This is a genomic window from Enterobacter sp. fkY84-1 (genome assembly GCF_052974705.1).
In genome coordinates this window covers 881,732-905,636 of the sequence record NZ_CP169393.1, presented here as the reverse complement: position 1 = coordinate 905,636, position 23,905 = coordinate 881,732, and the positions used below count along the sequence as shown (strand labels likewise).

General features: G+C 55.7%; 18 protein-coding genes, 4 tRNA genes and 3 rRNA genes. 4 read left to right on the top strand and 21 right to left on the bottom strand.

The genetic code is table 11. From position 1 onward, the window contains the following. Window positions 1-47: 47 nt before the first annotated feature. From ACEPLT_RS04230 to dnaQ, 9 genes are all read right to left on the bottom strand, one after another. Window positions 48-1,649 (bottom strand): gamma-glutamyltransferase family protein, encoded by a 1,602-nt coding sequence (locus tag ACEPLT_RS04230; RefSeq protein ID WP_232927814.1) that lies wholly within the window; start codon window positions 1,647-1,649, stop codon window positions 48-50. A 9-nt stretch (window positions 1,650-1,658) separates the two neighbouring features. Then, window positions 1,659-2,534: an ABC transporter permease gene (locus ACEPLT_RS04225; RefSeq protein WP_032654781.1), complete on the bottom strand. Its 876-nt coding sequence runs from the start codon at window positions 2,532-2,534 to the stop codon at window positions 1,659-1,661. Between the two features lie 2 nt (window positions 2,535-2,536). After that, window positions 2,537-3,478 carry an ABC transporter permease gene (locus ACEPLT_RS04220; protein ID WP_008500268.1) on the bottom strand — a complete coding sequence of 314 codons (942 nt, stop codon included), beginning with the start codon at window positions 3,476-3,478 and terminating at the stop codon, window positions 2,537-2,539. 18 nt (window positions 3,479-3,496) lie between these two features. Then, window positions 3,497-5,011 carry an ABC transporter substrate-binding protein gene (locus tag ACEPLT_RS04215; RefSeq protein WP_447088333.1) on the bottom strand — a complete coding sequence of 505 codons (1,515 nt, stop codon included), beginning with the start codon at window positions 5,009-5,011 and terminating at the stop codon, window positions 3,497-3,499. Between the two features lie 2 nt (window positions 5,012-5,013). After that, window positions 5,014-6,096, bottom strand: a complete 1,083-nt coding sequence (locus ACEPLT_RS04210; RefSeq protein ID WP_032674207.1) for an ABC transporter ATP-binding protein — start codon at window positions 6,094-6,096, stop codon at window positions 5,014-5,016. Beyond that, window positions 6,093-7,106, bottom strand: a complete 1,014-nt coding sequence (locus tag ACEPLT_RS04205; RefSeq protein WP_032674206.1) for an ABC transporter ATP-binding protein — start codon at window positions 7,104-7,106, stop codon at window positions 6,093-6,095. The genes ACEPLT_RS04210 and ACEPLT_RS04205 overlap by 4 nt, the downstream gene beginning before the upstream one ends. Then, window positions 7,103-7,822: a FadR/GntR family transcriptional regulator gene (locus ACEPLT_RS04200; protein WP_021242871.1), complete on the bottom strand. Its 720-nt coding sequence runs from the start codon at window positions 7,820-7,822 to the stop codon at window positions 7,103-7,105. Before ACEPLT_RS04200 ends, ACEPLT_RS04205 begins: the two co-directional genes overlap by 4 nt. A 386-nt stretch (window positions 7,823-8,208) precedes the next feature. Further along, window positions 8,209-8,285 (bottom strand) — tRNA-Asp (locus ACEPLT_RS04195). Window positions 8,286-8,417: 132 nt separating this feature from the next. Further along, window positions 8,418-9,149, bottom strand: a complete 732-nt coding sequence (dnaQ, locus tag ACEPLT_RS04190) for a DNA polymerase III subunit epsilon (RefSeq protein WP_025912581.1) — start codon at window positions 9,147-9,149, stop codon at window positions 8,418-8,420. A 64-nt stretch (window positions 9,150-9,213) separates the two neighbouring features. Between dnaQ and rnhA the strand changes: the two genes are divergently transcribed. Next, complete coding sequence (gene rnhA / locus ACEPLT_RS04185; protein WP_008500276.1) at window positions 9,214-9,681, top strand: ribonuclease HI; 468 nt, start codon at window positions 9,214-9,216, stop codon at window positions 9,679-9,681. Here the strand turns inward: rnhA and ACEPLT_RS04180 are convergent, their stop codons facing one another. Further along, window positions 9,682-10,398, bottom strand: coding sequence for a class I SAM-dependent methyltransferase (locus tag ACEPLT_RS04180; RefSeq protein ID WP_008500277.1), 717 nt, complete (start codon window positions 10,396-10,398; stop codon window positions 9,682-9,684). Between the two features lie 32 nt (window positions 10,399-10,430). Between ACEPLT_RS04180 and gloB the strand changes: the two genes are divergently transcribed. Further along, window positions 10,431-11,189 carry a hydroxyacylglutathione hydrolase gene (gene gloB / locus ACEPLT_RS04175; protein WP_021242868.1) on the top strand — a complete coding sequence of 253 codons (759 nt, stop codon included), beginning with the start codon at window positions 10,431-10,433 and terminating at the stop codon, window positions 11,187-11,189. 68 nt (window positions 11,190-11,257) lie between these two features. Next, complete coding sequence (gene mltD / locus ACEPLT_RS04170) at window positions 11,258-12,622, top strand: murein transglycosylase D (RefSeq protein WP_023293221.1); 1,365 nt, start codon at window positions 11,258-11,260, stop codon at window positions 12,620-12,622. A gap of 52 nt (window positions 12,623-12,674) precedes the next feature. On the opposite strand, the gene ACEPLT_RS04165 is transcribed toward mltD, so the two are convergent. The 3 genes from ACEPLT_RS04165 to ACEPLT_RS04155 all read right to left on the bottom strand — a co-directional run bounded on the left by ACEPLT_RS04165 (window position 12,675) and on the right by ACEPLT_RS04155 (window position 15,637). Continuing rightward, window positions 12,675-13,448 carry a class I SAM-dependent methyltransferase gene (locus ACEPLT_RS04165; protein WP_032674204.1) on the bottom strand — a complete coding sequence of 258 codons (774 nt, stop codon included), beginning with the start codon at window positions 13,446-13,448 and terminating at the stop codon, window positions 12,675-12,677. A gap of 76 nt (window positions 13,449-13,524) precedes the next feature. Further along, window positions 13,525-14,325, bottom strand: coding sequence for an endonuclease/exonuclease/phosphatase family protein (locus ACEPLT_RS04160; protein WP_025912579.1), 801 nt, complete (start codon window positions 14,323-14,325; stop codon window positions 13,525-13,527). A 136-nt stretch (window positions 14,326-14,461) separates the two neighbouring features. Beyond that, complete coding sequence (locus tag ACEPLT_RS04155) at window positions 14,462-15,637, bottom strand: MFS transporter (RefSeq protein ID WP_032674203.1); 1,176 nt, start codon at window positions 15,635-15,637, stop codon at window positions 14,462-14,464. A gap of 104 nt (window positions 15,638-15,741) precedes the next feature. Here ACEPLT_RS04155 and yafC point away from each other — a divergent pair, with 104 nt between their 5' ends. Continuing rightward, window positions 15,742-16,647 (top strand): DNA-binding transcriptional regulator YafC, encoded by a 906-nt coding sequence (gene yafC / locus ACEPLT_RS04150; protein ID WP_021242864.1) that lies wholly within the window; start codon window positions 15,742-15,744, stop codon window positions 16,645-16,647. Between the two features lie 29 nt (window positions 16,648-16,676). Here the strand turns inward: yafC and dkgB are convergent, their stop codons facing one another. From dkgB to gmhB, 8 genes are all read right to left on the bottom strand, one after another. Continuing rightward, on the bottom strand, window positions 16,677-17,480 hold the full coding sequence (gene dkgB, locus ACEPLT_RS04145) for a 2,5-didehydrogluconate reductase DkgB (protein WP_008500284.1): 804 nt from the start codon (window positions 17,478-17,480) through the stop codon (window positions 16,677-16,679). Window positions 17,481-17,640: 160 nt separating this feature from the next. Further along, window positions 17,641-17,717 (bottom strand) — tRNA-Asp (locus tag ACEPLT_RS04140). 56 nt (window positions 17,718-17,773) lie between these two features. Then, a 5S ribosomal RNA gene (gene rrf / locus ACEPLT_RS04135) occupies window positions 17,774-17,889 on the bottom strand. A 65-nt stretch (window positions 17,890-17,954) separates the two neighbouring features. Continuing rightward, window positions 17,955-20,859 (bottom strand): 23S ribosomal RNA (locus ACEPLT_RS04130). Window positions 20,860-21,029: 170 nt separating this feature from the next. Then, window positions 21,030-21,105: transfer RNA gene (locus tag ACEPLT_RS04125), tRNA-Ala, on the bottom strand. A 107-nt stretch (window positions 21,106-21,212) separates the two neighbouring features. Beyond that, window positions 21,213-21,289, bottom strand: a tRNA-Ile gene (locus ACEPLT_RS04120). A 69-nt stretch (window positions 21,290-21,358) separates the two neighbouring features. Continuing rightward, window positions 21,359-22,900, bottom strand: a 16S ribosomal RNA gene (locus ACEPLT_RS04115). The 16S, 23S and 5S rRNA genes sit together here with 3 tRNA genes alongside, the layout of an rRNA operon. A 369-nt stretch (window positions 22,901-23,269) precedes the next feature. Then, window positions 23,270-23,836 (bottom strand): D-glycero-beta-D-manno-heptose 1,7-bisphosphate 7-phosphatase, encoded by a 567-nt coding sequence (gmhB, locus tag ACEPLT_RS04110; protein ID WP_008501879.1) that lies wholly within the window; start codon window positions 23,834-23,836, stop codon window positions 23,270-23,272. Window positions 23,837-23,905 lie beyond the last annotated feature (69 nt).

Below are 23,905 nucleotides of genomic sequence, written 5' to 3'. Positions count from 1 at the left end.
GGGTGGCAGCTACGCCTTACCCGGCCTACCAATGTTGCTCGCTTCTTTTAACTCACCAACGCCTGCCCGTCTTTGCGGCTTTCCGTCGCCGCCACGTAGTGTCCTTCCGGCAGGCGGTAAATCACCTGTGCACCACCGAAGTTGTAATCCTGAAGCGGATCTTCCACCACAATTTGATGCCCGCGCTCGCGCAGCGCGGCAATCGTGTTGCGATCGAACGTCGATTCAACGATCACCTCCCTGCCCTGCACCACGCGCCAGCGCGGTGCATCGATTGCCGCCTGCGGGTTTTGCCCGTGCAGCATGATGCGTAGCGCCATCTGCATGTGCCCCTGCGCCTGCATCGGGCCGCCCATCACGCCGAAGGACATCAGCGGCTGGCCGTTGCCGTCCATCGCAAAGCCCGGAATGATGGTGTGGAACGGGCGCTTGCTGCCCGCCAGCGCGTTCGGGTGCTTCGGATCCAGCACAAAGCCGCAGCCCCGGTTTTGCAGGCTGATCCCGGTATCCGGCACCACAATGCCTGAACCGAAGCCCATATAGTTGGACTGAATAAACGAGACCATCATCCCGCTGGCGTCCGCGGTGCTGATGTAGACCGTGCCACTCTGCGTCGGGGAACCGTAGACAAAATCGGACGCGCTGTCGTGGTTGATCAGCGCCGCGCGTGACTTCAGGTAATGGTCGCTCAGCAGCTCTTTCGCCGCGATCGCCATGTGTGCTTCGTCTGCCACGTAGCGGTCGAGATCCGCCAGCGCCAGCTTCATTGCCTCGATAGAGAGATGCAGAGACTGCACGGAATCCGGATGATGCTTCTCAATGCCGCACTGCTCAAGAATGCCGAGCGCAATCAGCGTGGCGATCCCCTGCCCGTTTGGCGGCAGCTCCTGCACCGAGCCGCCCGCAAAGTCGCGTGACAGCAGTTCTACCCAGTCCACGCGGTGGTTGGCCAGATCCTCGGCCGTCAGGTGCGCGCCATGCTCTCTGGCGAAGGCGGCAATTTTCTGCGCCAGCTCACCGCGGTAAAAGGCTTCGCCGTTGGTGCGGGCAATCAGCTCAAGCGAATTCGCCTGCGCCGGGTTACGGAAGATCTCCCCCACGCGCGGGGCGCGGCCTTCCGGGGCGAAACAGGCGCTGAAGCCCGGCTGATCTTTCAGCTTGTTATAGCCGCGCTGCCAGAGATGCCCAATCAGCGGGGAGACCGGGAAGCCGTTGCGCGCGTAGTCAATGGCGGGCTGCGCCAGGGTGGTCAGCGGCAGCGTGCCGAAGCGTTCCGCCAGGGCGACCCAGCCGGATACCGCCCCCGGCACGGTCACCGCGTCCCAGCCGATTTCCGGCACCGCGGTTTTTCCGGCAAACAGATCCGCATGCCAGCTCGCAGGCGAACGACCGGAAGCGTTCAGGCCGTGCAGCTTTTCACCGTCCCAGACGATAGCAAAGGCGTCGCTGCCGATGCCGTTGCCGGTCGGCTCGACCACCGTCAGCGCCATGGCGGCGGCAATGGCGGCATCCACGGCATTCCCGCCCAGCTGCAGCATCTTCATCCCCGCCTGCGCCGCCAGCGGCTGAGACGTCGCAACGGCGTTATGGCCCAGCATCGGCGGGCGGCGTGAAGCGTAACCGGACGTAAAATCTAGCGCTTTGGTCATCATGACTCCTTAGTCATGGCGCGGATCGAGCGCATCGCGCAGCCCGTCGCCGAGTAAATTAAAGCCCTGCACGGCAAGGAAAATCGCCACGCCGGGGAAAATGGACATCCACGGGGCCTGCTCAAGAAAACCTTTGGCGGTGTTGAGCATGGAGCCCCAGGACGGATTGGGCGGCTGCTGTCCCAGCCCCAAAAACGACAGGCTGGCTTCAGCGATTATCGCCGAGGCAATCGCCAGCGTGGCCTGCACCAGAATCGGCGACATCACGTTGGGCAGAACGTATTTGATGATGATCCAGCGATCCGGCAGGCCAATTGCCCGCGCGCCGTCGATGTACTCTTCGTTGCGAATGGCGATCACCTGGCCGCGCGTCAGGCGGGCGAAGATCGGCATCGCGGAAAGGCCGATGGCGATCATCGCGTTGGTCAGGCTCGGGCCCAAAAACGCCCCCAGCGCGATCGCCATGATCAGGAACGGGCAGGCCAGCAGCGCCTCGATCACGCGCGAGATGACGCCGTCCCACATCTTCTGGAAGTAACCCGCCACCAGCCCCAGCGGCACGCCGATGACCACTGCGATAACCACCGACATACAGCCCGCCATCAGCGAGGTGCGCGCTCCCCAGATAATGCGGGATAGGATGTCTCGCCCCAGCTCGTCGGTGCCGAACCAGTACATCGCCGACGGCGCTTTGCGCACCGCCAGGAAGTTGGCTTTGACCGGGTCGAACGGGGCAATCCACGGCGCCAGCAGCGCCACCAGCACAAAGAACCCCACCACTGCCGCGCCAATGACCGCGCTTTTATTGGCGAGGAATTTTTTCAATACCCGGTTTTGCGCCCGCGGCAGTGCGGGCACAACGGTTTGGGTCGTCATTTCCGCCATCGTTAGCCTCGCATTTTCGGGTTGATAAGGACGTAAAGCACGTCGGCCAGCAGGTTGAGCATCAGGAAGCCGATGGCGACGATCAGCACCACGCCCTGCACCACCGCGTAATCACGGTTAAATACTGAATCGACGATCATCTTGCCGAAGCCCGGAATGGTGAACACCTGCTCGGTCAGCACCGCGCCGCCCAGCAGTTCGCCAAACAGCAGCGTGGTGAGGGTGATCACCGGAACCAGCGCGTTGCGAAAGGCGTGCTTTAAGATCACCGCCTTCGGCAGCAGCCCTTTCGCCCGCGCGGTGCGGATGTAGTCCGCCTTCAGTACCGCAATCATCGAGGCGCGGGTGTGGCGCATCAGCGTTGCCGCCAGGCCCGTTCCGAGCACGGACGCGGGCAGCAGCAGCGTGCGCAGGTTCTGGAGCGGATCTTCACTGAACGGCACGTAGCCGGACGCGGGGAGCCACTGCAGGTTTACCGAAAAGACCAGAATCAACAGGATCCCCAGCCAGAAGTGCGGGATCGAGATCCCCGAGATCGCCACGAAGTTCGCCCCGTGATCGACCCAGCTGTTTTTGTTCACCGCCGCGAGGATCCCCATGCTGATGCCAAACACCAGCGCGATAATCATCGCCAGCAGCGACAGCTCAAGCGTCACCGGCAGCTTGCTGGCAATCAGCTGCGTCACCGGCTCGTGCGTGCGTAAGGAGACGCCCAGATCGCCCTGCAGCGCCCGCGTCAGCCAGTGGAAATACTGCACCGGGATCGGGGCATCGAGGTTCAGCTCCGCACGCAGCTGAGCGATGACCGCCGGGTCGCGCTCCTCGCCTGCCATGGCGATCAGCGGGTCGCCGGGCAGCAGCTTTTGCAGCCCAAACACCATCATGCTCACCAGCAACAGCGTCGGGACGGCCAGCAGCAGACGTTTGCAAATCAGTTCCAGCATGGGCTCTCCTCAGGACGTTTATTTCGCCAGCGTCAAACCGGCCAGACGCACGATGCCGTCAGGGTACGGCTTAAAGCCCTGCACGCTTTTGTTCAGGCCAAAAATACGCGGCTCGAAGTAGAGGTAGGCAATCGGCATGTCGGTTTGCAACTGCTTCACCACCTTGTCGTACAGCGGCTGGCGCGCGGCCTGGTCGGTACTCTGGCGCGCCTGGGTCAGCCACTCATCGACCTGCGCGTTGCTGTAGCGGCCGTCGTTCAGGGTGCCTTTGCTGTTGATAAAGCCGTAGATGCTGCCGTCCGGATCCGGGCGCCCCGACCAGCCGGAGAAGCTCAGCTGATAGTCCCCGCTCTGCTGGCGGTCCAGCAGCGTGGCGAATTCGGTCATCTGCAGGTTCAGGTTAAAGCCCGCCTCGGCGACCATCGCCTGCAGCACCTGCCCCACCTGCTGCGAGGTTGGGTTGTTCGGGACCAGCAGGTTGACGGTCAGCGGCGCGGTGACGCCTGCCGCTTTGAGCAGGGCTTTGGCTTTATCGACGTCACGCGGCGGGACCGGCAGGTTGACGTGATACGGACTCACCGTGGAAAACGCCTGGTTGGCTGGCGTATACAACCCTTCAAAGACCACCTGATTTAGCGCATCGCGGTCGATGGCCTGAGAAAACGCCTCGCGTACTCGAGCGTCCTTGAACGGATCGTTGGCGGGCACCTTGCCGTTGTTGATGTTGAAAGTGATGCCCTGATAGCCCAGACCGGTCACCTTCGCCAGCGCCAGCTTGCTGTCGGCTTCGACGGTTTTAACATCGCTGGCGGCGATGCCTTCGGTCAGATCAAGATCGCCCGCGCGCAGGTTCGCGAGGCGCACGGAGGCATCCGGGATCGGCAGATAGATAATTTTGTCGAAGTGGTAGGCGTCTTTGTTCCAGTAGTTGTCGAAGCGGGTCAGAACGATGCGGTCCTGGGACACGCGGCTGTCGAATTTATACGGGCCGGAACAGACCGGATGGGCGGCAAAGTCAGGCTTTTTTGCCGCTTCAGGGGCCATCATCGCGCCCGCGCGGTCGGTGAGCTGCATCAGCAGCGCGGCATCGGGCGTTTTCAGGTGCAGGGCAATCTGCATCGGACCGGTGACCTCGACCGATTCAACGGAGGAGACCTCGCTTTTACGCAGGGAGCCTTTTAAGGTCAGGGCGCGGTCGAGGTTGTATTTTGCCGCGGCGGCATCGAATTTCTCACCGTCGTGGAAGGTCACGCCTTCGCGCAGGTTGAGCGTCAGGGTTTTACCGTCATCACTCCACGCCCAGTCTTTGGCCAGACCGGGGACGACCTTCAGGTTTTCATCCACATCCACCAGCCTGTCGCACAGGGAGGCAAAGACGAAGCGGCCATAGTAGGTGCGCGCCAGATGCGGGTCGAGCATGTCCGGGTCAGCCCCCAGGCCAATACGCAGCACGCTTTCAGAATGGGCGGGCAGCGCCGCGCCAAGCAACATAACACTTCCCAGTACGGTCAAAAGAGAATTACGCATTGTCATTATCATGAGTTCCTTGAAGGAAGGGACGAGTGGGTGGCCGCGTGTTCAAACAGCGCGCGGCGGCGCAGAAAAGCAGCGGATGGCGGTGCGATCTGGATAACGCTGCGATCGCGGTTGATCTCCTGCCAGCGATGACAGGCAACCTGACGCCCGCCGTCGAGCACCTGATTAATCGGCTCGACCTGACGGCATTCGTCAGTGACGTACGGGCAGCGGGTGTGGAAACGGCAGCCGGACGGCGGACTGGCCGGGTTCGGTAAATCCCCCTGCAGCAGCGGCGCGTCGCGTTCAGCGCCCGGCTGCATCTGCGGCGCCGAGGCGATCAGCGCCTGGGTATAGGGGTGCAGCGGTGCGTCAAAGATCTCATCGACGCTGGCAAGCTCGACGATTTGCCCGAGGTACATGACCGCCACGCGGTCGCTCATATGGCGAATAACAGCCAGACCGTGGGCGACAATCACCATCGTCAGCCCCAGCTGGTGCTTCAGGCTTTCCAGTAAATTGACCACCTGCGCCTGCACCGACACATCCAGCGCGGATACCGGCTCATCGCCCAGCAGCAGCTTTGGTCCTGAGGCCAGCGCGCGCGCAATGCCGATACGCTGGCGCTGCCCGCCGGAAAACTCGTGCGGGTAGCGCCCGGCCCAGGCGGCGGGCAGGCCCACGGTCTTAAGCAGTTCGGCAACGCGGTACTGCCGGTCCCCTTTCTTCATGTTCTGGTGCAGCCACAGCGGCTCACCGACGATCTGCTCCACCGTCATGCGCGGGTTCAGGGAGGCGAAGGGATCCTGGAAGATGATCTGCAGCTCGCGGCGGAGCTGATTGAGCCGCGCGCCCGAGGCGTGGGTGATCTCTTCCCCCTGATAAAACACGCGCCCTTCGCTGGCGGCCAGCAGGCGCAGCAGCAGGCGGCCAAGCGTGGATTTTCCGGAACCGGACTCGCCGACAATCGCCAGCGTTTCGCCCGGCATCACGGCAAGCGACACGCGATCGACCGCCGTGACGAACCGGGCCGGGGTAAAGAGTTTTTTCAGGCCGGGGAACAGCTTGCTGAGGTCCCGAGCTTCCAGAATGGGCGTGGTCATGCGGTCTCTCCCAGGGCGATGTGGTGTTCGAGCGGCACGCGGAAGCAGGCAACCCGATGGCCCGCGCCGAGCGTGGTGAGCGGCGGTTTTTCATCATGGCAGCGCGACTGCGCAAACGGGCAGCGCGTTGCGAAACGGCAGCCTTGCGGCATGGATTCCGGCAGCGGGACCGATCCGGGAATAGTGGAAAGCGGGCCCTTGCGTGCGCTAAGGGAGGGGATCGAGCCCATCAGGCCGATGGTGTACGGGTGCTGCGGGTCGGCAAATATCGCCTCGACGCTTCCCTGCTCTACCACCTGTCCGGCATACATCACCGCCACCTGCTGCGCCACTTCGGCCACCACGCCTAAATCGTGGGTGATCATCAGCACCGCCGTGCCGGTTTCCTCTTTCAAGGTGTTGAGTAAGGCGAGGATTTGCGCCTGGATGGTGACGTCGAGCGCGGTGGTCGGCTCGTCGGCAATCAATAATTTAGGATGATTGATCAGCGCCATGGCTATCATCACGCGCTGGCGCATGCCGCCGGAAAGCTGGTGGGGATAGGCTTTCAATCGCATCTCTGGTGCCGGAATCTGCACTTTCTCGAGGATCTGCAGCGCGATCTTCATCGCCTCTGCGCGCGAGACGTCCTGATGACGCATAATCGCCTCGCTCAGCTGATCGCCCAGCGTAAACGCCGGATTGAGCGAGGTCATCGGCTCCTGGAAAATCATCGCCAGCTCGCTACCGCGCAGATCGGCATATTCCCGCGGCGAGAGCTTGCGCAGATCGTGGCGACGAAACTGCATCTCCCCGCTGACGATCCGTGCGCTGGCGGGCAGTAACCCCATCAGCGCCAGGGAGGTGATACTTTTCCCACAGCCGGATTCTCCCACCAGCGCCAGCGTTTCGCCCGCCCTGACGGTCAACGAGATACCGTCAAGCACGCTTACCGGCGAGCCCGCGAACGTAACGTTGAGGTTTTTTACTTGCAATACGGGCGTGGCGTCCTTGAAGGGGATTGTCGTCATGGCGTGAAGTCGTCCTCGAGGTGGATCGCCTGAATCAGGGCGGTTTGCAGGCTAAGCAGGTGTTCGCGCATCGCGGTCGCGGCCTCGTTAGGCTGGCGATGGATAATGGCAGCCATGATCTTGTGATGGTGGTCGTTATAGCTATCGACACGCTCGGGGGTGCGTGCCAGCTCGCGCAGATGCTGCCAGCCCGGTTCACGCCGCACGGCATCAATGGCATCAAACAGGCCGAGCATCAGGCGATTACCAGCCGCTTCCGCAATGGCGCGGTGAAAGGCGCTATCCCACAGTTCGTTGAGATCGCGGTCATCCGGGCTGACCTTGTCGATGCGTTCCAGCATGCGCTGCATGAGCGCAAGGTTTTCCCTGGTGGCACGCAGTGCCGCAAGCCGGGCTAAGCCGGGTTCGAGCTGCAGACGAGCTTCCATCACTTCCAGAAGGTTGGTTTGCTGAACCAATCCCTGAAGGGCCAGCGGTTCAACGGGTGCAGCCGGGCCGATAAAGGTCCCTTTGCCCTGCTTACGCCAGATGCGCCCCTCTTCTTCCAGCACGTCCAGCGCGCGACGCACTTCACGTCGTCCTACGCCGAGTGTGTCCGACAGCTCACGTTCCGTGGGCAGCGGAGTGCCTGGTGTTGACTCGTGCTGGTTGATTAGCCCGCGCAGCTGTTCAAGCGCGGTGCTGGAATTTGCCAGAAACCGTGACGGTTTTTCCATATTGGTTCGCTCGCTTTCATCATTGCTTTATTTTTATTAACGATAAGTTATTGATATGGAATGACGCTTATCGTGCTAGTGATTAAGCAATAACCAAACCAATCTGCAATTGGTTCAGTAATTTTTTGCATAGCGGGTTATAAGCAGATGATTCTGTATGAATTCTTTTTTACAGAGAGACACAATCTGACTCGTGCCTGAATAGCCGGTGGTGGAAAAACGCACAATAACAGTGCAAAGAATGCACTAATGATGTGCAATTGTTAATTAATTGCACTATTGATATTAACTTTTTGTTAACTACAAGTCAGAAGAGAGGGAATGGAATCACAGCTGGCTGAAACGACGAAGGCCTGAATCATTTCTGACTCAGGCCTTCTGAATAGTGGCGGAACGGACGGGACTCGAACCCGCGACCCCCTGCGTGACAGGCAGGTATTCTAACCGACTGAACTACCGCTCCACTGTTCCCGTTTGGGGAACGAGGCGCATATTACGGTGCGCCTCCGATCTCGTCAACGCTTTTTCTCGCGTTTTGAATCGTTTGCTGCAAAAATCGCCCAAACGATGATTTTACAGGCGTTCCGGCGTTTTTTCAGGCACGCCAGAGACAGCTGCCGCCCTTCTTCTGCACCAGATCAAGACGGGATTCGTGATTAAGCAGCTCTTCATCACTGGCTAAAACAACCCGCAGCCGACTTGCCTGACGGACGACACGCTGAATACCCGCTTCGCCCTGCGTTTGCTGCGACTCATTTTCCATACTGAACTTCATAGACGTCTGCCCACCGGTCATCGTCAGATAGACATCGGCGAGGATCTGGGCATCGAGCAACGCCCCGTGGAGCGTTCGTTTGGTATTATCTATCTCGTAGCGCGAACACAGTGCATCCAGGCTGTTACGCTTGCCGGGGAACATTTTCCTCGCCAGCGCCAGACTGTCTGTCACCTTACAGAAGGTGTTCGTCTTCGGGATATCACGATTAAGCTTGCTGAATTCATAATCCATAAAGCCGATATCGAACGAGGCGTTATGGATAACAAGCTCAGCGCCCCTGATGTATTCCAGGAATTCGTCAGCCACGTCCGCAAAAGTCGGCTTGTCCAGCAAGAACTCATCGGCAATACCGTGAACGCCGAACGCTTCGGGATCCACCAGCCGATCGGGCTTGAGATAGACGTGGAAGTTGTTCCCCGTAAGACGACGGTTCACCACTTCAACGGCACCGATCTCAATGATCTTATGCCCTTCGTAGTGCGCGCCGATCTGGTTCATACCGGTGGTTTCGGTATCGAGGACGATCTGGCGAGTAATTGCAGTGCTCATAGCGGTCATTTATGTCAGACTTATCGTTTAACTGAACGTTTCAAATACAGGAAGTCTACCAGAGATGCGTAAACAGGTAGAAATTTTCACCGATGGATCTTGTCTCGGCAACCCGGGTCCCGGCGGCTACGGCGCGATTATGCGTTATCGCCAGCATGAAAAAACTTTTAGCGAAGGCTATTTTCTGACCACCAACAACCGGATGGAGCTCATGGCGGCCATTGTGGCGCTGGAGGCGTTAAAAGAACATTGTGACGTGGTGTTAAGTACCGACAGCCAGTACGTTCGTCAGGGAATTACCCAGTGGATCCATAACTGGAAAAAACGCGGCTGGAAGACTGCCGATAAGAAACCGGTCAAGAACGTCGATCTCTGGAAACGGCTTGATGCCGCCCTGGGCCAGCACCAGATTAAGTGGGAGTGGGTTAAAGGGCACGCCGGTCATCCGGAAAACGAACGCTGTGACGAACTGGCGCGTGCGGCAGCCGCTAACCCTGCGCATGAGGACGCGGGCTATCAGCCTGAATCCTGATCAGGGCTTTCTGTACTGCCGCGTGGCGCCAACGGTCTGGCGGATCGGCGTTTTCGATTTGCTCTGCTTCATGGGATTAAGCGTAAGGGGAATGGTTCGCTTACGCGCGACGATAAACTGCATGCAGCCTAAGGCAGGCAAATGCGTGCTCAACAAGACGCCCCCCTGCCGCGCCCAGGGCAGCACCTGAAAGCCGCCGTAGCAGAGCACTTCGAAGTTAAGCAGTGACAGCCAGTCGAGCTGGCGCATCATGGTGAACATCCGGCTGTTGTAAGGCGGCGTCCGGCGCAGCACCGGTACCAGCTTTCGCAGGCCCATCAGGCTCAGCGGGTTGAATCCGCTCAGCACCAGCCAGCCGTCATCAATCAGCACGCGATCGGCTTCGCGAAGCAGACGGTGCGGATCGCTGCACCAGGGTAACGTATGTGCGAGCAAACACGCATCAACGGATTTTTCCGCAAACGGCAGATGTAACGGGTCTGCTTTCACCTGAACCGGCGATCCGCCGAGAGAGACGTTCACCTGATGCGAGATAGCGCAGCTTTCGGTATTGATTTCCGCGCTGAGATTGCCAATCTTAAGCAGGTGAAAGCCATACATTTTCGCGAGCCAGGGCTTCAGCTGTTGCTCTAACGCCTCGCGATAGTATTCACCCCAGGGCAGTTCCGCCCAACGTTCCGGTGCTGCGACAGTCTGAGGTATCCTTGCCGGTTTCATCAACACACCCGCCACGCTATAAGAGGTAATGTATGAATCTTATCAGTATTTCTGCTTTTGAGGACAATTACATCTGGGTTTTGGTTGACGATGAACGTCGATGCGTCATTGTCGATCCCGGAGAATCCGCCCCCGTACTGCGCGCAATAGAAGAGAACGGCTGGCAGCCGGAAGCCATTCTGTTGACGCATCACCATAACGATCATACGGGCGGTGTACCTGAACTGCGTACCCATTTTCCGCATGTTGTGGTTTACGGACCGTCAGAGGCACAAGATAAGGGTGTCACGCAAGTAGTCGAAGAAGGCGAAAAAATCCTCATACGTGAGTGGGAGTTTTCCGTATTTGCCACACCGGGTCACACTTTGGGACATCTGTGTTTCTACAGTAAGCCTTATCTTTTTTGCGGTGACACGCTGTTCTCAGGAGGCTGCGGAAGGCTGTTTGAAGGAACACCAGCGCAAATGTATCAGTCTTTACAGAAGATTAACGCATTACCCGATGACACCGTTATTTGTTGCGCGCATGAGTATACATTAGGGAATATGAAGTTTGCCGTCAGCCTGTTGCCTGAGGATCGGGCGATTCAGGATTATTATCACAAAGTGAAGGAGTTACGTGCAAAAAACCAAAACACACTCCCCGTAATTCTGAAAAACGAGCGCCAAATTAATTTATTTTTGCGAACAGATGATATTGATTTAATTAGCAAAATTAACCAAGAAACAAATTTGCAACAACCAGAACAGCGATTTGCATGGTTAAGGTCAAAGAAAGATAACTTCAGATAATTGCTGGTTGCCTTTTCAAAAATTCGCCGTTATCATCGCTCGTCTTTTAAGCAACTATTGACACACACATGAAGGCAAAAGCGATATTACTCGCCTCTGTCCTGCTTGTAGGTTGCCAGTCGCAGAACGGCAGCAACGTACAACAGCACGCACAGAGCCTTTCTGCAGCTGGTCAAGGGGAAGCAGGGAAGTTTACAAGTTCGGCGCGCTGGATGGACGATGGGACATCTTTCGCGCAGGAGCAAGACTTGTGGACCTCTATTGGCGACGAGCTAAAGATGGGAATTCCGGAAAACAGCCGGATTCGCGAACAGAAACAGAAGTATTTAAGTAATAAGAGCTATCTCCACGATGTAACGTTACGGGCAGAGCCGTATATGTACTGGATAGCCGGGCAAGTTAAGAAACGTAACATGCCTATGGAGCTGGTACTCCTACCCATAGTGGAGAGCGCTTTTGACCCACACGCGACGTCTGGCGCCAATGCCGCAGGCATTTGGCAGATCATTCCGAGCACCGGGCGAAACTATGGTCTGAAACAGACCCGCAACTATGATGCGCGTCGCGATGTTGTCGCTTCAACGACAGCCGCTCTCGACATGATGCAACGTCTGAACAAGATGTTTGACGGCGACTGGCTGTTAACGGTCGCAGCGTACAATAGCGGCGAAGGTCGTGTACTGAAGGCAATGAAAGCGAATAAAGCACGGGGTAAATCCACCGATTTTTGGTCGCTCTCACTGCCACAGGAAACAAAGATTTACGTACCGAAAATGCTGGCTTTGAGCGATATTCTCAAGAACAGCAAGCGTTACGGTGTACAACTGCCAACACCAGACGAAAGTCGTGCACTGGCGCGCGTTCGCCTCAGCAATCCGGTTGATATTCAACAGGTTGCTGATATGACGGGTATGTCGGTAAGTAAATTGAAAACCTTTAATGCTGGCGTTAAAGGCTCAACGCTGGGGGCGAGTGGCCCGCAGTATGTAATGGTTCCGCAGAAACATGCTGAGCAGTTACGTGAGTCTTTAGCTTCGGGTGAAATCGCCGCCGTTCAGTCAACGCTGATCGCGGATGCATCATCAGTTAACAGCCGCAGCTATAAGGTTCGTTCAGGTGATACGCTTTCGGGCATTGCGTCACGTCTTGGCGTGAATGCGAAAGATCTGCAGCAGTGGAATAACCTGCGCAGTTCAGGCCTGAAAGTGGGTCAAACTCTGACGGTGGGTGCAGGTAGCAGCGCACAGCGTCTCGCCAGCAACAGCGATAGCATTACCTATCGCGTGCGTAAGGGTGATTCGCTGTCCAGTATCGCAAAACGTCACGGCGTGAACATCAAAGATGTGATGCGCTGGAACAACGATACTGACAATCTGAAACCGGGCGACCAGCTAACGCTGTTTGTGAAGAACAGCGCGACGCCAGACTCCTGATAACACGACCGAAAGATAAAAAGGCACCGATTCCCCTCGGTGCCTTTTTTGTTTATCCCGCTTTTTGCGCTTCAGCCATGATGGTATCGCTGGTAAATGAACCATCGTCCTGCAGTTCAAAGTATGCCTTCACCTCTGCCGACGCACTCTCCTGATACAGCCTGATAGCCTGGCTTAATGTTTCCGGGGTGCGCATACGCGCAATCCACGAGCTAAACTCCAGCGGTAAACGGTCTGTGATTAACGAACGCGCGATCAGCCCAGCTTCCGTGATCAGCGATAACCACTCTCCGCTGGCGTAGTTTTGCACATGGGAGGTGTCGCGCAGCGCTTCCACCGTCTGCAGCCAGATATTACGTACCGGATGCCCAGGCGACATGACATCCATAATAATGAAGATGCCACCCGGCTTCAGAACGCGCTTGACTTCGCGTAATGCCTGGCCAACATCATGCCAGTGGTGCGCGGAATAACGGCTGATCACCACCTCAAACGAGGCATCATCAAAAGGTAAGGATTCGGCATAGCCCTGGCGCGTATCGATGTTGCCCAGTCCCTTCGCTTTCGCCGCTTCAGCAACCACCTCCAGCATCTGGCTGGATAAGTCATATGCGGTTACGTGCGCCACCTGCTGCGCAGCCGTGAAGCTGGCATGCCCTGCCCCGCAGCCTAAATCCAGCACGTGCGCCTGCGGGAATGCCGACAGACGTTCACCGAGACGCACCAGATCGCGACCTGAAGCGTGCACGGCGCTGCTCAGATAGGCATTTGCCTGAGAACCAAACTGTTTTTCTACGTTGTCATGATGGGAGTGTGTTGTTGTCATCGTACTGTCCTTTGTGGGTTAAAAATAGAAGGGCAGCACCCGCGCAGGTCTGCCCCACGGCAGACCTGACACACCATTATTTATCAGGTTTGCCGGGACTGAATTCGACTAGTAGAGGGTTATGATCGGAGGCGCGCGTCACCAGCACAGAGGCGTCGTGCACGCTTAAACCACGGTAGAAGACAAAATCGAGAGGACGACCAAAGGCTTTTTTGCGCTGGTCATCGCTAAAACGGACTTCACGCAGCGACATTTCGCGCGCAAAGCGGTACAGCGCATTCATGCGCGGGCGGCTCCAGGCATTGAAATCACCGGCCATAATGATCGGCCCACTGTGATGCGCAATCTGATCGCCGATCGGAAGTAACTGCTTACTATATACATCCACGCCCAGGCTGAAGTTTACCGCGTGGATATTCACGACCATCAGCATACGGGTATCCGGCAGTGGATAGACCGTCACCAGCGCCGATTTCGCCAGACGCAGGATAGGCTCGCGTTCGCGCAATGGACAACAATAGACCGGATGAGCTGCTGAAAGCGTCATCACCCCCGAGGGGTGCTGAGGCAGAACAAAGGCCGGTACCTGGTCGGCGGCAAGATAGTGAGTGGTGGCAAACCGGACCAGCTCAGGGGTGGTTTGCGCTTCCTGGAGCAGAACCAGATGGGCATCTTTGCCAAAATTCTTGAGTACCGATAACCACTCCGCACGCTGCTGCTTAAAGATATTCCACACCAGTACGCGGATTTTTTCATCGCTGCTTAACGGTGTGCCGGCGGGTAATGCCTGACTGATGCTCGCAAACGACCCCGGAGGCAAGATCCTCTCCGCGGGCATTCCGGCAACATAACGCATGGCATAGGTATTTTTTCGCACTTTTGGAAACAGCCTCTGTAACATGAACCAGTCCGGAAAACGGACTGGTTCTAATGTTATAGGGACTTTAGGCCACACTTTCAACGCAATTTCTGAGAAACCGCTTTCCAGTTTTGTAAGCCAGCGCTTACTGATGTTACCCCAGCGCAACGCGGGCTGGCTTATCCAGACGTCCGCTCAGGCCAATCAGCAGGAAGGCGATCAGGACAATCACCGCGCCAATCCACGGGGTCTGGGTCAATCCGAAGTGCTCGACGGTTTGTCCGCCAATAATTGAACCCAGCGCAATACCAATATTAAATGCGGCAATGTTCAGCCCCGATGCCACGTCCACCGCATTTGGCGTATAAAGCTCAGCTTTCTGTACAACGTAGACCTGAAGCCCTGGCACATTACCAAAAGCGAAGATCCCCATGACCAGTACCGTAACCAGCGCGGCGTACTGTATCGAGGCGGTGAACTGGAAAATCATTAGCAGAACAACCAGCGCGGCGAAGATGAATTTCAGCGCCGGTACCGCACCATGCTTATCCGCAAGCTTGCCGCCCCAGATATTGCCAATCGCAACGGAAATACCGTACCCCAGCAAGATCCAGCTCACGGCGTTGGGAGAGAAGCCCGCCAGGTCCTGCATCATCGGTGCCAGGAAGGTAAAAGCAGTGAATACGCCACCATAGCCCAGCGCCGTAACCGCGTAGATGATCAGCAAACGCGGATGCGTAAGTACCTTCAGCTGATCGCTCAGGCTAGCGCTGGCCCGGCCAGGAATATTCGACGGCACCAGCAGCAGGCTGGTCACCAGGGCAATGACGCCCAGTAGGGAGACGGCCAGGAACGTTTCACGCCAGCCGAAGTGTTGTCCGATAAACGTGCCCAACGGTACGCCCGTAACGAGTGCAACGGTCAACCCACCGAACATGATCGCAATGGCGGATGCCGCTTTCTCTTTGGGTACCAGGCTGGTTGCAATAGTGGAACCAATCGAGAAGAACACCCCGTGAGCAAGGCCGGTCAACAGCCGAGCGATGACCAGCGTGGTGTAGTCCGGCGCCTGCCAGGCCAGCACGTTGCCGGCGGTGAACAGCACCATCAGTGCAACTAACAGCTGCTTACGCGGAAAGCGTCCGGTCAGGGCCGTCAGGACTGGCGCACCGACAGCAACGCCCAGGGCGTAGATGGACACCAGCAATCCGGCGGAGGGCAGCGAGATCGCAAGCTGGTTAGCAATGGTGGGAACCAGTCCCACGATAACAAATTCGGTCGTGCCAATTGCGAAGGCACTGATCGTCAGGGCAAGTAGCGCCAGTGGCATAAAATACTCCGTATCATCAGGATTAAGATGACAGGCAGTATGCGCCAGTGCTTAAATAACAAAAATGGTCAAAATCTCAATAGAATTTTGCGGGTGGTGCAACAATGAAAGCAACGTCAGAAGAGCTGACAATCTTTGTCGCCGTGGTTGAAAGCGGCAGCTTTAGCCGCGCTGCCGAACAGCTGGGACAGGCTAACTCAGCCATCAGCCGCTCGGTAAAAAAGCTGGAGATGAAGCTTGGGGTGAGTCTGCTCAACCGAACGACGCGGCAGCTGAGCCTGACGGAGGAAGGTGAGCGTTATTTTCGCCGCGTGCAGTCGGTACTGCAGGAGATGGCCGCAGCAGAGACCGAGATTATGGAGACCCGCAGCACGCCGCGTGGGTTACTGCGCATTGATGCAGCCACGCCGGTTGTGCTGCACTTTCTGATGCCGCTAATCAAACCTTTCCGTGAACGCTATCCGGAGATGACGCTCTCTCTGGTCTCGTCCGAGACGTTTATTAACCTCATCGAGCGAAAGGTAGATGTGGCGATCCGGGCGGGAACCCTGACGGATTCCAGCCTGCGGGCCCGCCCGCTGTTTGCCAGCTACCGTAAAATTATCGCGTCACCACAGTATATTGCTGAACATGGCAAACCGGAGACGGTTGAGGAGTTGAAACAGCATTTGTGCCTGGGCTTCACGGAACCCGTTTCGCTGAATACCTGGCCCGTCGCCTGCCCTGACGGTCAGTTGCATGAGATCACCTGCGGGTTGTCGTCCAACAGCGGGGAGACGCTGAAGCAATTGTGTCTTGAAGGCAATGGTATCGCCTGTTTGTCTGACTATATGATTGATAAGGAGATTGCGCGGGGTGAACTGGTGGAATTGATGGCCGATAAACGCCTGCCAGTGGAAATGCCTTTTAGCGCGGTGTATTACAGCGACAGAGCGGTGAGTACGCGCATTCGTGCCTTTATCGATTTTCTGAGTGAACATATAAAAACAGCTCCCGGAGGAGCTGTGTGAGGGTTCAGGTTACAGAGGGTGGGTCAAACTTAATCCCAGTTTGGCGCTAAGCCTTCCGGGCTGACCAGGCGATCGTTGCACTCCAGGGCTGCGATCGCTTTTTTATCGTCAGCATCCAGATGAAGATCCGTTGCTAACAGGTTGCTCGCCAGGTTTTCACGCTTAGTGGATGATGGGATCACGGCATACCCTTCACCCATTGCCCATGCCAGAATGACCTGCGCAGCCGTCGCATTATGCTTCTCGGCGATACGGATAATCACCTCATCTTTCAGCGCCTTACCGTAGGCCAGCGTCATGTATGAGGTGATGTGGATCCCATGCTGTTTTGCCCAGTCCACCACTTTGCGGTTTTGCAGATATGGAGAGAGCTCAATCTGGTTGGTCGCAATATTTTCTGCGCCAACAGCAGCAATGGCCTTTTCCATCAGCGGGATAGTGAAGTTGGAGATCCCAATTTCACGCGTTAAGCCCTGTTTTTTCGCTTCCAGCAGCGCCTGCATGAATTCTTCCACGGAGACGGCATCGTTCGGTGATGGCCAGTGGACCAGCGTCAGATCCACGTAGTCAGTACGCAGTTTTTTCAGGCTCTCTTTCAGGCTTGGGATCAGCTTGTCTTTGCTGAGATTCTCAATCCAGATTTTCGTGGTAATAAACAGCTCATTACGCGGCACACCGCTCTCTTCGAGGGCTTGGCCAACGGCAGCTTCGTTTTCATAGATCTGCGCCGTATCAACAGCACGATAACCCAGTTCGAGTGCGGTTTTAACTGATGCGATAACAACGTCGTCTTTCAGGCGGAAAGTGCCCAGACCAAATGCAGGGAGAGTCATACTATTCCTCAATCATTATGTTCGTAAACTGAGGACGATTATCGCTGGCGGTGTTATAGAGAAAAAGATCGCAAAATGCAGAGGATTTTTGCTAATTTCGCAATAATTAAACGTCAGATAAGAAAAAAGCCCTGAGCGTTAGCTCAGGGCTTTTAATAAGTGGCGGAACGGACGGGACTCGAACCCGCGACCCCCTGCGTGACAGGCAGGTATTCTAACCGACTGAACTACCGCTCCACCGAAGACTGCTTGTAACCACCGGATTAATGCACCGGCTTACTACTAAATTTGATGCCTGGCAGTTCCCTACTCTCACATGGGGAGACCCCACACTACCATCGGCGCTACGGCGTTTCACTTCTGAGTTCGGCATGGGGTCAGGTGGGACCACCGCGCTAAAGCCGCCAGGCAAATTCTGTTAATCTGTATCAAAGCTGAAAATCTGTCTCTTCGCCGAAACACCTTCGGCGTTGTAAGGTTAAGCCTCACGGTTCATTAGTATCGGTTAGCTCAACGCATCGCTGCGCTTACACACCCGACCTATCAACGTCGTCGTCTTCAACGTTCCTTCAGGAGACTTAAAGTCTCAGGGAGAACTCATCTCGGGGCAAGTTTCGTGCTTAGATGCTTTCAGCACTTATCTTTTCCGCATTTAGCTACCGGGCAGTGCCATTGGCATGACAACCCGAACACCAGTGATGCGTCCACTCCGGTCCTCTCGTACTAGGAGCAGCCCCCCTCAATTCTCCAGCGCCCACGGCAGATAGGGACCGAACTGTCTCACGACGTTCTAAACCCAGCTCGCGTACCACTTTAAATGGCGAACAGCCATACCCTTGGGACCTACTTCAGCCCCAGGATGTGATGAGCCGACATCGAGGTGCCAAACACCGCCGTCGATATGAACTCTTGGGCGGTATCAGCCTGTTATCCCCGGAGTACCTTTTATCCGTTGAGCGATGGCCCTTCCATTCAGAACCACCGGATCACTATGACCTGCTTTCGCACCTGCTCGAGCCGTCACTCTCGCAGTCAAGCTAGCTTATGCCATTGCACTAACCTCCTGATGTCCGACCAGGATTAGCTAACCTTCGTGCTCCTCCGTTACTCTTTGGGAGGAGACCGCCCCAGTCAAACTACCCACCAGACACTGTCCGCAACCCGGATTACGGGTCTACGTTAGAACACCAGCCATTAAAGGGTGGTATTTCAAGGACGGCTCCATGCAGACTGGCGTCCACACTTCAAAGCCTCCCACCTATCCTACACATCAAGGACCAGTGTTCAGTGTCAAGCTATAGTAAAGGTTCACGGGGTCTTTCCGTCTTGCCGCGGGTACACTGCATCTTCACAGCGAGTTCAATTTCACTGAGTCTCGGGTGGAGACAGCCTGGCCATCATTACGCCATTCGTGCAGGTCGGAACTTACCCGACAAGGAATTTCGCTACCTTAGGACCGTTATAGTTACGGCCGCCGTTTACCGGGGCTTCGATCAAGAGCTTCGCGTTGCCGCTAACCCCATCAATTAACCTTCCGGCACCGGGCAGGCGTCACACCGTATACGTCCACTTTCGTGTTTGCACAGTGCTGTGTTTTTAATAAACAGTTGCAGCCAGCTGGTATCTTCGACTGATTTCAGCTCCACCCGCAGGGGCTTCACCTACATATCAGCGTGCCTTCTCCCGAAGTTACGGCACCATTTTGCCTAGTTCCTTCACCCGAGTTCTCTCAAGCGCCTTGGTATTCTCTACCTGACCACCTGTGTCGGTTTGGGGTACGATTTGATGTTACCTGATGCTTAGAGGCTTTTCCTGGAAGCAGGGCATTTGTTACTTCAGCACCGTAGTGCCTCGTCATCACACCTCAGCGTTAAAAAACGACCGGATTTACCTAATCGTTCCGCCTACATGCTTAAACCGGGACAACCGTCGCCCGGCTAACATAGCCTTCTCCGTCCCCCCTTCGCAGTAACACCAAGTACAGGAATATTAACCTGTTTCCCATCGACTACGCCTTTCGGCCTCGCCTTAGGGGTCGACTCACCCTGCCCCGATTAACGTTGGACAGGAACCCTTGGTCTTCCGGCGAGCGGGCTTTTCACCCGCTTTATCGTTACTTATGTCAGCATTCGCACTTCTGATACCTCCAGCAACCCTCACAGGCCACCTTCAACGGCTTACAGAACGCTCCCCTACCCAACAACGCATAAGCGTCGCTGCCGCAGCTTCGGTGCATGGTTTAGCCCCGTTACATCTTCCGCGCAGGCCGACTCGACCAGTGAGCTATTACGCTTTCTTTAAATGATGGCTGCTTCTAAGCCAACATCCTGGCTGTCTGTGCCTTCCCACATCGTTTCCCACTTAACCATGACTTTGGGACCTTAGCTGGCGGTCTGGGTTGTTTCCCTCTTCACGACGGACGTTAGCACCCGCCGTGTGTCTCCCGTGATAACATTCTTCGGTATTCGTAGTTTGCATCGGGTTGGTAAGCCGGGATGGCCCCCTAGCCGAAACAGTGCTCTACCCCCGAAGATGAGTTCACGAGGCGCTACCTAAATAGCTTTCGGGGAGAACCAGCTATCTCCCGGTTTGATTGGCCTTTCACCCCCAGCCACAAGTCATCCGCTAATTTTTCAACATTAGTCGGTTCGGTCCTCCAGTTAGTGTTACCCAACCTTCAACCTGCCCATGGCTAGATCACCGGGTTTCGGGTCTATACCCTGCAACTTAACGCCCAGTTAAGACTCGGTTTCCCTTCGGCTCCCCTATACGGTTAACCTTGCTACAGAATATAAGTCGCTGACCCATTATACAAAAGGTACGCAGTCACACCCGAAGGTGCTCCCACTGCTTGTACGTACACGGTTTCAGGTTCTTTTTCACTCCCCTCGCCGGGGTTCTTTTCGCCTTTCCCTCACGGTACTGGTTCACTATCGGTCAGTCAGGAGTATTTAGCCTTGGAGGATGGTCCCCCCATATTCAGACAGGATACCACGTGTCCCGCCCTACTCTTCGAGTTCACAACCTGTGCGTTTTCGTGTACGGGACTGTCACCCTGTACCGTGCGACTTTCCAGACGCTTCCACTAACACACAAGCTGATTCAGACTCTGGGCTGCTCCCCGTTCGCTCGCCGCTACTGGGGGAATCTCGGTTGATTTCTTTTCCTCGGGGTACTTAGATGTTTCAGTTCCCCCGGTTCGCCTCGTTAACCTATGTATTCAGTTAACGATAGTGTGACGAATCACACTGGGTTTCCCCATTCGGACATCGCCGGGTCAAAGGTTCATATCACCTCGCCGGCGCTTTTCGCAGATTAGCACGTCCTTCATCGCCTCTGACTGCCAGGGCATCCACCGTGTACGCTTAGTCGCTTAACCTCACAACCCGAAGATGTTTCACTTCTGATTGCGAAAATTTGAGAGACTCGAACACACCTTAAAGATGTGTCGTTTCAATTTTCAGCTTGATCCAGATTTTTAAAGAGCAAAACTTCGCAGTGCACCTTTTCAGGTTCACTCTGAAGTTTTCTTGGGTTCGCAGTAAAAGATGGTGGAGCTATGCGGGATCGAACCGCAGACCTCCTGCGTGCAAAGCAGGCGCTCTCCCAGCTGAGCTATAGCCCCATCGTTTTGCAATCTCTGTACCGGTAATTTTTCCTGAGACAAGGCGTGGTAACGCGAAGCATACATCAGTATGTGAGCGTTGCCGCAACGCAGTATCAGGGAAAATTTGGTAGGCCTGAGTGGACTTGAACCACCGACCTCACCCTTATCAGGGGTGCGCTCTAACCACCTGAGCTACAAGCCTGCAGAGATTTTTACTACTGTTTTTCATCAGACAATCTGTGTGAGCACTACAAAGGCAGGTTCTTTAAGGTAAGGAGGTGATCCAACCGCAGGTTCCCCTACGGTTACCTTGTTACGACTTCACCCCAGTCATGAATCACAAAGTGGTAAGCGCCCTCCCGAAGGTTAAGCTACCTACTTCTTTTGCAACCCACTCCCATGGTGTGACGGGCGGTGTGTACAAGGCCCGGGAACGTATTCACCGTAGCATTCTGATCTACGATTACTAGCGATTCCGACTTCATGGAGTCGAGTTGCAGACTCCAATCCGGACTACGACGCACTTTATGAGGTCCGCTTGCTCTCGCGAGGTCGCTTCTCTTTGTATGCGCCATTGTAGCACGTGTGTAGCCCTACTCGTAAGGGCCATGATGACTTGACGTCATCCCCACCTTCCTCCAGTTTATCACTGGCAGTCTCCTTTGAGTTCCCGGCCGAACCGCTGGCAACAAAGGATAAGGGTTGCGCTCGTTGCGGGACTTAACCCAACATTTCACAACACGAGCTGACGACAGCCATGCAGCACCTGTCTCAGAGTTCCCGAAGGCACCAATCCATCTCTGGAAAGTTCTCTGGATGTCAAGAGTAGGTAAGGTTCTTCGCGTTGCATCGAATTAAACCACATGCTCCACCGCTTGTGCGGGCCCCCGTCAATTCATTTGAGTTTTAACCTTGCGGCCGTACTCCCCAGGCGGTCGACTTAACGCGTTAGCTCCGGAAGCCACGCCTCAAGGGCACAACCTCCAAGTCGACATCGTTTACGGCGTGGACTACCAGGGTATCTAATCCTGTTTGCTCCCCACGCTTTCGCACCTGAGCGTCAGTCTTTGTCCAGGGGGCCGCCTTCGCCACCGGTATTCCTCCAGATCTCTACGCATTTCACCGCTACACCTGGAATTCTACCCCCCTCTACAAGACTCTAGCCTGCCAGTTTCGAATGCAGTTCCCAGGTTGAGCCCGGGGATTTCACATCCGACTTGACAGACCGCCTGCGTGCGCTTTACGCCCAGTAATTCCGATTAACGCTTGCACCCTCCGTATTACCGCGGCTGCTGGCACGGAGTTAGCCGGTGCTTCTTCTGCGGGTAACGTCAATCGCTGAGGTTATTAACCTCAACGCCTTCCTCCCCGCTGAAAGTACTTTACAACCCGAAGGCCTTCTTCATACACGCGGCATGGCTGCATCAGGCTTGCGCCCATTGTGCAATATTCCCCACTGCTGCCTCCCGTAGGAGTCTGGACCGTGTCTCAGTTCCAGTGTGGCTGGTCATCCTCTCAGACCAGCTAGGGATCGTCGCCTAGGTGAGCCGTTACCCCACCTACTAGCTAATCCCATCTGGGCACATCTGATGGCAAGAGGCCCGAAGGTCCCCCTCTTTGGTCTTGCGACATTATGCGGTATTAGCTACCGTTTCCAGTAGTTATCCCCCTCCATCAGGCAGTTTCCCAGACATTACTCACCCGTCCGCCGCTCGCCGGCAAAGTAGCAAGCTACTTTCCGCTGCCGCTCGACTTGCATGTGTTAGGCCTGCCGCCAGCGTTCAATCTGAGCCATGATCAAACTCTTCAATTTAAGTTTGATGCTCGTGAATTAAACTTCGTAATGAATTACGTATGTTCACTCAGAGACTTGGTATTCATTTTTTTGTCCGAGGACGTTAAGAATCCATGTCACTTTGAGTGCCCACACAGATTGTCTGATAAATTGTTAAAGAGCAGTGCAACGCGGCTTTCGCTCACCGTTGCGAGGTGGCGTATATTACGCTTTCCTCTTTCAGAGTCAACCCGTTATTTCAGGATTTTTTCTCTTCAACCGACCGCATTGTCTGTGAAGTGATTCACATCCGCCGTGTCGATGGAGGCGCATTATAGGGAGCCGCCGAGGAATGACAAGCGGAAAAATGCATTTTTATTTCAACCGCTCACCTTTTCACCAAAAAGGCTATTTTTGGTGCTTTTTAATCTCTTTTGGCAGATCGGCCAGACTATTAATCACCCAATCCGCCGCATTCTCAGCCTCTGGCGTCACTGGCTTGCCGGTACGCACTAATATTTTAGTCCCTACACCCGCGGCTGCGGCTGCCTGCATATCTTCCAGTTTATCGCCCACCATATAAGAAGCCGCCATATCAATGTGCAGGAACTCCTGCGCAGAGATAAACATCCCCGGATGCGGCTTACGGCAATCACAGGTCTGACGATATGCTTCTACGGTGCCCTGCGGATGATGCGGACAATAGTAGATGCCATCGAGATCCACACCGCGGTCGGCAAGTGACCAGTCCATCCATTCGGTCAGCGTCTCGAACTGCGCTTCGGTGAATTTACCGCGTGCAATACCAGACTGGTTCGTCACCACCACCAGCGCATAGCCCATCTCTTTCAGCTGGCGCATGGCATCTATTACGCCCTCGATAAACTCGAACTCATCAATCTCATGGACATAACCGTGATCCACATTAATAGTGCCGTCACGATCGAGAAAAATTGCGGGTACTGATTTTGCCACCGGTTTGCTCCTGAAAAAGGCATGTTCAGCTAGTATCTCATGAATCGCAGCGCAATAAAGTGCTCATCG